This is a genomic window from Kitasatospora sp. NPDC091257 (assembly GCF_044757675.1).
Lineage (GTDB): Bacteria > Actinomycetota > Actinomycetes > Streptomycetales > Streptomycetaceae > Kitasatospora > Kitasatospora lactacystinica.
The window spans coordinates 1-6,196 of the sequence record NZ_JBIVVI010000504.1; the positions used below are offsets into that span (position 1 = coordinate 1).

Genomic DNA, 6,196 nt, shown 5'->3' on the forward strand with positions numbered 1-6,196 from the left:
TACCAGCGGACGATCGGTTCATCGTCCACCATCGGCTCCGTCCGTGCCGTCCGTGCCGTCCGTGAGGCCGGTGCCGCTCGTGCCGGCGGTGCGGCGCGAGTTCGGCGGGCCGCGCGGTTTCGCCCAGGCCGGGGCGATCGAGCGGGCGGTGCGGGAGGATCTGGACCATTTCCGGGAGCTGGTCGAGGCGCGGGTGAACGCCGTCGGGGCCGGCCCGGAACCGTCGGACACCCGGGCGCAGGCTCCCGGCCGCCACCCGTAAGCATCGGATAAGCCCAGCTCAGCGGGGGCGGTGAGGCTCTTCACAGCGCACCGTCCGGCAGACCGTTTCGGTTTCAACCTGTGGCAGACTCGGGTGCCATGGACATCGGGCCGGTCACCAGGACGCTCCGCGCGGCGGTCTTCGCCGCGCTGGTCGTGCTGCTCGCCGGGCTCGGCCAGGTGCTGGTCACCGGCCGTACGCTGCCGGTCGGCCCGATGCTGCTGGCCTCGGCCGCCGTCTTCGCGGTGGCCTTCTCGCTGGCCGGCCGCGAGCGCGGCTTCCCGGCGATCGCGGCGGTGTTCCTGCCCCTGGAGCTGGGCGCCGGCGCGCTGTTCGACCTCGCGCAGAGCACGTGTCCCTCGCTGCCGCCCGGCGCCGGGCACGGCCTCCAGCCGCTGCTGTGCGGTGGCGGTTCGCTCGGCGGTTTCCTGCTCGGTCACGGCGTCTCCGCGCGGACCGGTGTGCTGCTGCTCCTGCTGCTGCACACGGTGATCGCGCTGGCCGGCGCCTACTGGCTGCGCCGTGCGGACGCCGCGCTGTGCTGCCTGGCCGGCGCCGTCCGGATGGTGGGCGAGTTCCTGCACCGCCATCTGCCGGCCGCCGCCCGCTGGCTGCGGCTGCTGGCCGCCCCGCTGCCGGCCCGTCCGCCGGCGCGGGTGCCGTTCCCCCGGGCCAGCCGTGCGCTGGTCCCCGCCGAGGACGTCGTCGTCCGCCCGGCCGTCCGGCGCGGTCCGCCGGTGTTCGCCCTGGCCGTCTGAGCCGCGGGCCTCCCCGCCCGCTCAGTCGGCTGTTCTCTCCCCCGCGCAGGCCCCGACCGGCCGCGCCGCCCCGTACGCCCGAGAGCACAGGACGACACCCCATGAGCAACACCCGCAAGACCGCCAAGAAGGCCTCCGCCACCGACCGCATGCGCGTCGCCCGCGCCCAGGCCGAGCGCTCCGAGCGCATCCGCCGCCGGGTGGTGGTCGGCGGCGCCTCGGTCGCCGTCCTCGCCCTCGCGGCGGGCGTGGCCTTCGCCGTCGGCGGCTCCTCCGGCTCCGGTTCGAGCGCCGCGAGCGGCCCGCTGGTCGTGCCGGCCAACGCGAGCGGCACCGACGGCACCGTGATCACCTACGGCAAGGCCGACGCCCCGCACACCCTGGACGTCTACGAGGACTTCCGCTGCCCGTTCTGCGAGCAGTTGGAGACCACCACGGGCACGGCGATCCAGCAGCTCGCGGACGACGGCACGTACAAGGTCCAGTACCACCTGGCGACGTTCCTGGACAACAACCTCGGCGGCAAGGGCTCGCGCACCGCGCTGGCCGCGGCCGGCGCCGCGCTGAACGAGGGCGTGGACAAGTTCAAGGCCTTCCACGACGTGCTGTACGCCAACCAGCCGGACGAGCGCAGCGACGCCTTCGGCGACGTCAACCACGTCCTGGACCTGGCCGGCCAGGTGCCCGGCCTGAAGACGGACGCCTTCGTGAAGGCCGTCCAGGACGGCACCTACGCGCCGTGGGCGGCCAAGGTCAACGAGGAGTTCAACAAGAGCGACGTCACCGGCACCCCGACCGTCAAGCTGGACGGCCGGAAGCTGGACGTCCTCTCCAACGGCAAGGCCGTCTCCCCCGAGCAGTTCACCGCGATGGTCAAGCAGGTGACCGGATGACGGCCGGCGCGCCCGACGTGCGGCCCACGTACGGCGCGAGCCGCCCGTTCGCCTGGCTGCTGCTGATCGGCGGCGCCGTCGGCCTGTTCGCCTCGGCGGTCCTCACCCTGGACAAGATCCGGCTGCTGGAGGACCCGTCCTACGTCCCCAACTGCAACATCAACCCGATCATCAGTTGCGGTTCGATCATGCGCAGCGCGCAGGCGGAGGCCTTCGGCTTCCCCAACTCGCTGATCGGGCTGGTCGCCTTCGGGGTGGTCGTCGCGGTCGGTGCCGGGCTGCTCTCGGGGGCGGCGTTCCGGCGCTGGTTCTGGCTCGGCCTGCAGGCCGGGACGGTGTTCGGGGTCGGCTTCGTGACCTGGCTGATGTACCAGGCGCTGTACCGGATCGGTGCGCTCTGCCCGTACTGCATGGTGGTGTGGGCCGCGGTGATCCCGCTGTTCTGGTACACCACGCTGCACAACCTGCGCTCGGGCGTGATCCCGGTGGGCCCGCGGCTGCGGACGGCCGTCCGGGAGGCGGCCCGCTACCACTGGGTCGTCCCGGCCCTCTGGTACGCGGTGATCGCGCTGCTGATCCTCGACCGGTTCTGGTACTACTGGAGCACCCTGATCTGATCCCGTCCGCCGCCCCTTCCCCCGCGGCAGGGGCGGCGGACCGTCTCCCGGTGAGGCCGCCGATGCGCCGCAGGATCGTCCTCTTCGTCTCCCTGTCCGTGGACGGCTACTTCGAGGGCCCGGACCACGACCTCGGCTGGAACCTCGTCGACGACGAGGTGCACACCCACTTCAATCGCGAACTCGCCCGAATGGGTGGTTTCGTCTCCGGCCGGGTGACGCACGAGCTGATGGCCTCCGTCTGGCCCACCGCCGACCAGGACCCGGCCGCCGACGGTCCGACGGCCGAGTTCGCGGGCATCTGGCGCGCGATGCCGAAGACCGTCTTCTCCCGCACCCTCGACCACGCCGACTGGAACACCACCGTCGTCCACGAGGTCACCCCGGAGTCGGTCGCCGCCCTCACCGCCGGCCCCGGCGGCGACCTCTGCCTCAGCGGCGCGAACCTGGCCGAGTCCTTCCTCGCCCTCGACCTGATCGACGAGTTCCGGCTCTACGTCCACCCCGTCGTGCTCGGCCGCGGCACGCTCTTCTTCCGCCCGACCGGCCACCCCACCCCGCTCGCCCTGGCCGAGACCCACCGCTTCACCAACGGCGTGACGCTGCTGCGCTACGAGCGCGTCGGCCCGTCGCCCCTGGACGGGTGACGGGCCGGCGCGACGGACGGGCGGGTCAGAAGACGTACGCCTCGACCTCGGCGAGCAACTCGGCCCGGCGCCGCTCGCTGATGAAGGAGGCGCGGAAGGAGTTGGCCGCCAGCCGGCGCAGGGCCTCCTGGTCGAGGGCGAGGGCCTCGCGCACGGCGCGGAAGTTGTCCTCCACGTAGCCGCCGAAGTACGCCGGGTCGTCGGAGTTGACGGTGACCAGCAGCCCGGCCTCCAGCATCTCGTCCAGCGGGTGGTCGGCGAGGGTGTCGATGCAGCGCAGCCGGACGTTGGAGAGCGGGCAGAGGGTCAGCGGGATCTGCTCGCGCACCAGGCGGGCGACCAGCTCGCCGTCCTCCAGGCAGCGCAGCCCGTGGTCGATCCGCTCGACGCCGAGGACGTCCAGCGCCTCGGTGATGTACGCGGCCGGGCCCTCCTCGCCCGCGTGGGCGACCCTCCGCAGCCCGGCCTCGGCGGCCCGGCGGTACACCTCGCGGAACTTCACCGGCGGGTGGCCGACCTCGGCGGAGTCCAGGCCGATGCCGGTGATCCGGTCGAAGTACGGACGGGCGGCCTCGAAGGTCTCCAGCGCGGACTCGGCGGACTCGTCCCGCAGGAAGCACATGATCAGCTGGGCGCTGATGCCGTACCGCTCCTCGCCGCGCTCCAGCGCCCGGGTCAGTCCGTCCACCACCGCGCCCAGCGGGACCCCGCGCGCGGTGTGCGCCTGCGGGTCGAAGAAGATCTCCGCGTGGCGGACGCCCTGCTCGGCGGCCCGGGCCAGGTAGGCGTCGGCCAGGTCGGCGAAGTCGTCCTCGGTGCGCAGCACGGCCATCAGCGCGTAGTAGAGGTCCAGGAAGGACTGGAGGTCGCTGAAGGAGTACGCCTCGCGCAGCGCCTCGGTGTCGGCGTACGGCAGCTCTACGCCGTTGCGGGCGGCGAGTTCGAAGGCGAGTTCGGGCTCCAGGGTGCCTTCGATGTGCAGGTGGAGTTCGGCCTTGGGAAGCGGCATGGGCGATCTGTCCGAGCGTCGGCGGGATGGTTTCTGAGGAACGCGGAAAGATTCATCCTACGATCCGTGCCCACCGGCCGGGTGCAGCCGCGACGGTCCCCGGGCACCCTGGAGGAGGGGACTTCCGCCGAGGAGGCACCGAGATGCGGCACGCCGACGACCCGCACATCCGGCCCGCGGGCATCTCCCCGCACGCCCTGGGCAACGACACGCTCCTGCACGAGCTGGAACAACTCCACCGCACGCGCCACGAGACCTTCCTGTACGGCTCGGAGGAGGCGCTGAAGCGGCACACGCTGCGCACCGGGGAGCTGGAGGCCGAGTTCCTGCACCGCTTCCCCGGCCGGCAGGTCACCGCGGCCCGGACCAGGGCCGGGGCCAGGGCCCGGGAGGCGGCGGCCCGGGTGGAGTCGCTGCCGGAGTGAGCGGAGCGGATCGCCCGCCCGCCGGGACACGCCGGGCGCGCCGAGGCGTGCCCGGAGCCGGGCGGTCAGGGAGGGTGTGAGGGCAGACGCACCGGACCCCGACCCACCTGGGAGCCCCGCATGCCCATCGCCAGCGTCAACCCCGCGACCGGCGAGACCCTCCAGACCTTCGAACCGCTCGACGCGGCCGGCATCGAGCGGCGGCTGGCTCGCGCCGAGGCCGCCTTCCACGGCTACCGCGGCACCACCTTCGCCGCCCGCGCCGAACTGATGCACCGCGCCGCCGACCTGCTGGACCGGGAGCAGGAGGCGGTCGCCCGCACCATGACCGAGGAGATGGGCAAGCCGCTCGCCGCCTCCCGCGCCGAGGCCGCCAAGTGCGCCAAGGCGATGCGCTGGTACGCGGACAACGCCGAGGCGCTGCTCGCCGACGAGCACCCGGCCCCGGCCGACGTCGCCGACTCCGGCGCCAGCCGGGCCTACGTCCGCTACCGCCCCCTCGGCCCGGTGCTGGCCGTGATGCCGTGGAACTTCCCGCTCTGGCAGGTCGTCCGGTTCGCCGCGCCGGCCCTGATGGCGGGCAACGTCGGCCTGCTCAAGCACGCGTCCAACGTGCCGCGCACCGCGCTGGCGATCGAGGAGCTGTTCCGGCGGGCCGGCTTCCCGGAGGGCTGCTTCCAGACGCTGCTGATCGGCTCGGGCGCGGTCGAGGGCGTGATCCGGGACCGCAGGGTCACCGCCGTCACCCTCACCGGCAGCGAGCCGGCCGGGCGGGCGGTCGCGGCCACCGCGGCGGACGAGGTCAAGAAGGCCGTCCTGGAGCTGGGCGGCAGCGACCCGTTCGTCGTGCTGCCGAGCGCCGACCTGGACGCCGCGGTGCGCACCGCCGTCCGGGCCCGGGTGCAGAACAACGGCCAGTCCTGCATCGCCGCCAAGCGCTTCATCGTGCACACCGACGTGTACGAGCGCTTCACCGCCGCCTTCACCGAGGCGATGCGGGCGCTGAAGGTCGGCGACCCGATGGACGAGGACACCGACGTCGGCCCGCTGGCCAGCCGCCAGGGCCGGGACGACCTGGAGGAACTGGTCGAGGACGCCCGCACCCGCGGCGCCCGGGTGGAGTGCGGCGGCGGACGCCCGGAGGGCTGGGACACCGGCTGGTTCTTCGAGCCCACCGTGCTGACCGGCATCACCCCGGCGATGCGGATCCACCAGGAGGAGACCTTCGGCCCGGTCGCCACCGTCCACCGGGTGGCCGACCTGGACGAGGCGGTGGCGGCCGCCAACGACTCGCCGTTCGGGCTCAGCTCCAACGTCTGGACCACCGACGAGGCCGAGCGGGAGCGCTTCGTCCGGGACATCCAGGCCGGCGGGGTGTTCTTCAACGGCATGACGGCCTCCCACCCGGCGCTGCCGTTCGGCGGCGTCAAGCGCTCCGGGTTCGGGCGGGAACTGTCCGGGCACGGGATCCGGGAGTTCTGCAACGTCACCACGGTGTGGATCGGCTGAGCCGGACCTCCCGGCCCCGTGCCCGTCCCGGCCGGGTCAGGACGCCATGCGGTGCCGGCCCGGCCCGGGGGTCATC

8 protein-coding genes are annotated in these 6,196 nt (G+C 73.5%); 7 read left to right on the forward strand and 1 reads right to left on the reverse strand.

What is annotated here, in order from left to right; genetic code table 11:
* The first annotated feature begins 70 nt into the window (after positions 1-70).
* The 5 genes from ACIQOV_RS22705 to ACIQOV_RS22725 all read left to right on the forward strand — a co-directional run bounded on the left by ACIQOV_RS22705 (position 71) and on the right by ACIQOV_RS22725 (position 3,177).
* The gene (locus ACIQOV_RS22705) at positions 71-262 is read left to right on the forward strand and encodes a hypothetical protein (RefSeq protein WP_401051103.1); all 192 of its coding nucleotides are present in this window, start codon (positions 71-73) and stop codon (positions 260-262) included.
* 98 nt (positions 263-360) lie between these two features.
* Entirely contained in the window at positions 361-1,020 is a 660-nt protein-coding gene (locus ACIQOV_RS22710; protein WP_359909133.1) for a hypothetical protein, read from the forward strand.
* A 101-nt stretch (positions 1,021-1,121) separates the two neighbouring features.
* A complete protein-coding gene (locus ACIQOV_RS22715) occupies positions 1,122-1,913 on the forward strand; it encodes a DsbA family protein (RefSeq protein WP_401051105.1) in 792 nt (263 codons plus the stop codon).
* Positions 1,910-2,530, forward strand: a complete 621-nt coding sequence (locus tag ACIQOV_RS22720; RefSeq protein WP_401051108.1) for a vitamin K epoxide reductase family protein — start codon at positions 1,910-1,912, stop codon at positions 2,528-2,530. Before ACIQOV_RS22715 ends, ACIQOV_RS22720 begins: the two co-directional genes overlap by 4 nt.
* A 62-nt stretch (positions 2,531-2,592) precedes the next feature.
* A complete protein-coding gene (locus tag ACIQOV_RS22725; protein ID WP_401051110.1) occupies positions 2,593-3,177 on the forward strand; it encodes a dihydrofolate reductase family protein in 585 nt (194 codons plus the stop codon).
* 25 nt (positions 3,178-3,202) lie between these two features.
* Here ACIQOV_RS22725 and ACIQOV_RS22730 read toward each other — a convergent pair whose 3' ends face one another.
* Positions 3,203-4,186 carry an adenosine deaminase gene (locus ACIQOV_RS22730; RefSeq protein WP_359909122.1) on the reverse strand — a complete coding sequence of 328 codons (984 nt, stop codon included), beginning with the start codon at positions 4,184-4,186 and terminating at the stop codon, positions 3,203-3,205.
* Between the two features lie 143 nt (positions 4,187-4,329).
* Between ACIQOV_RS22730 and ACIQOV_RS22735 the strand changes: the two genes are divergently transcribed.
* Both ACIQOV_RS22735 and ACIQOV_RS22740 read left to right on the forward strand, forming a co-directional pair.
* Positions 4,330-4,611: a DUF6158 family protein gene (locus ACIQOV_RS22735; protein WP_359909119.1), complete on the forward strand. Its 282-nt coding sequence runs from the start codon at positions 4,330-4,332 to the stop codon at positions 4,609-4,611.
* Between the two features lie 120 nt (positions 4,612-4,731).
* A complete protein-coding gene (locus ACIQOV_RS22740) occupies positions 4,732-6,120 on the forward strand; it encodes an NADP-dependent succinic semialdehyde dehydrogenase (protein WP_401051112.1) in 1,389 nt (462 codons plus the stop codon).
* The last annotated feature ends 76 nt before the right edge of the window (positions 6,121-6,196 follow it).